Below are 2066 nucleotides of genomic sequence, written 5' to 3' on the forward strand. Positions count from 1 at the left end.
ATCCCCCGGCGGCCCCACCACCACCATCAAGGCGTCACCCGTCAACGTCGGCATACCTGTTCTACCCCTCGAATCCCACTCCGGTTGGGTCCCAACCCAACTTTCAACGACCCTGCTACTCCCAAGTCACCCCCACCCCACCCTTCGTAACGCCTCCGAGTTATCCACAGATCCGGGATTCCACCCCACAGCCGCCACTGAATTCCCTACCGTCGAAGGAGGACAAAATGCAGGGGGACCGATGCACACAGGTCTGGAGGACCTACCGGAGCCGGCCGAGTTGTATGAGCGGTTTCGGCAGCATCACCCCCTGGACTGGGGCTCTCCGCTGCCCGACAAAGCTGCGATCGTTGCCGAGTCCGGAACACTTGCCACTCGACGGGCTCTCGAGTTGCTGGCTGGTATCGGCTGGCGCGATGCCGCCGCCACGGCGGAGATGGTGGCGTTGGCGGGCTCTGGCGTCGAGCTCTATCAGTTGAAGCACCGGATCAAATCGCCACACTCGTTGGCCCGCAAGATCAAGAGTCAGACCGGGAAGCGGCAGGCGGCGCCGGTGGTCGAGGACGCTCAGCGGTACACCGTTGCCGCCGCACTTCACGATCGCTTGGTCGACGCCGCGCAGCGCGCCGCTGAGCATCTGCTGCAGTGCGGATGGGAGCTGACCGCGGTGCGCAACTCGTACGTCGACGGCAGCCGATACAAAGGTCTTCACGTCACCACGCTCGATCCCCGCGGCCGGCGGATCGAGATTCAGTTGCACTCCCGGACGTCGCTCGCGGTGAAGGAGGGAACCACCCGGCCGTACGAAATCGCCCGTGACCGGAACCTGTCGCCCGTGATCCGTGATCAGGCCCGCCTCGAAGCCGTACGCCTGACCGAGACCTTGAAAACGCCGCCGGGACTCGCCGAACTGACGGAACTCGGAGGCTGCCCGGTGCGAGTCGCGGGCTATGGTCTTGGCCGAGAGTCGCAGCGCGCGCTGCCCGTCCCCGCACCGGACGGCGGGCGGCCCGCAGTGCGGCCCATCGAGGAGATCAGAAATGCCAAGAAGGGACGAGAGCTGTGAGCTTGTACATCGTCAAGGACGGGGAGCGGTTTCTCTGGGTAGCGGCTGCCCTTGGGGATGAGGTGTACAGCTTCGTCCCCGACCTCGGGACGTTTCATCGCAACGACGGTCTGCGGGACGACTTCTTCATGGAGCGGGAACTGCAGTACGAGCAGATCACGGTTACCCGCGCCAAAGCTCTGATCGAAAGCGGGCTCCAGCCGCTTGACGGCGAGGTCATGGCGGATCACCTGACCGACTGGCGATCCGACCCAGCGGCCCTGGCCCCCGAGCAGGTGTTCGCCAGCGTGGTCGCGGACCTACGCTGACCACCGCTCGACTCACGGAAAAGGACGGCTAGCCGCGATGACACGGTTACTGCTGGTCACTCAGGGGGATCGCAAGGTCTGGGTCGCTGCCCTGATCAACGACCTGGATATCTGGACCTACGTCGGGAACACCGGCAGGTTTCACCACAACGCGGGGATCAGCGAGGACTACTTCGGTGCCGGTCTCGCGCAGTACGCCGACATCGGGATTGCCGAGGCCAAGCGACTGATCGCCGACGGCGTCGGCCTCGTCGACGCCGAGCAGAAGCCGGATTCGGTCCTAGGCTGGCTGGACGACACAAACGCCATGGACCCCGAGGTCGTGTTCGCCTCGATGGTGGCTGACCTCGCCTGACGGCCTGCTTCGAATCACCGGATGGGTCGGGTTCGCGTGTTTGTGGTCGCTTATGGGCGTGGGCTGCCCATCTGGTTCCACAAAGGCTGACCGCCGGCACTGATCAACCTCGGCCGCGACCACCGTGCCGCGCTCAGCGGGCAGGCCGAGGAGCGTCGTACAGGTGGTTGGTCAGTGTGGGGCGTCCGCGGGTCAGGCCGTGGGGGTGTAGAGCTGGGTGATGATGGATTCGATGGTGGGTTCGGCGATGGTCAGGTCGGCTAGGGGGTAGTTCGCGGCCAGGTGGGCTACTAGCGGGGCCGCGCTGGTGGTGGGGGGAAAGGTGAGGTGCTGGCGT

3 protein-coding genes are annotated in these 2066 nt (G+C 65.2%); all 3 read left to right on the forward strand.

The window, feature by feature from the left end:
- Nucleotides 1-241: 241 nt before the first annotated feature.
- From E1263_RS42225 to E1263_RS42235, 3 genes are read left to right on the forward strand one after another with little or no spacing between them, the layout of a single operon-like run.
- Nucleotides 242-1066: a hypothetical protein gene (locus E1263_RS42225; RefSeq protein WP_132178084.1), complete on the forward strand. Its 825-nt coding sequence runs from the start codon at nucleotides 242-244 to the stop codon at nucleotides 1064-1066.
- Entirely contained in the window at nucleotides 1063-1374 is a 312-nt protein-coding gene (locus E1263_RS42230) for a hypothetical protein (protein ID WP_132178086.1), read from the forward strand. Before E1263_RS42225 ends, E1263_RS42230 begins: the two co-directional genes overlap by 4 nt.
- A 37-nt stretch (nucleotides 1375-1411) precedes the next feature.
- On the forward strand, nucleotides 1412-1729 hold the full coding sequence (locus E1263_RS42235) for a hypothetical protein (protein ID WP_132178088.1): 318 nt from the start codon (nucleotides 1412-1414) through the stop codon (nucleotides 1727-1729).
- Nucleotides 1730-2066: the final 337 nt, after the last annotated feature.

The organism is Kribbella antibiotica (assembly GCF_004349055.1).
In the GTDB taxonomy this organism is placed as follows: Bacteria; Actinomycetota; Actinomycetes; order Propionibacteriales; family Kribbellaceae; genus Kribbella; species Kribbella antibiotica.

Bases quoted from the DNA above. Each gene is read 5' to 3' on its own strand.
- E1263_RS42235 (WP_132178088.1), top strand. From the start codon at position 1,412: ATGACACGGTTACTGCTGGTCACTCAGGGGGATCGCAAGGTCTGGGTC.
- E1263_RS42225 (WP_132178084.1), top strand. From the start codon at position 242: ATGCACACAGGTCTGGAGGACCTACCGGAGCCGGCCGAGTTGTATGAG.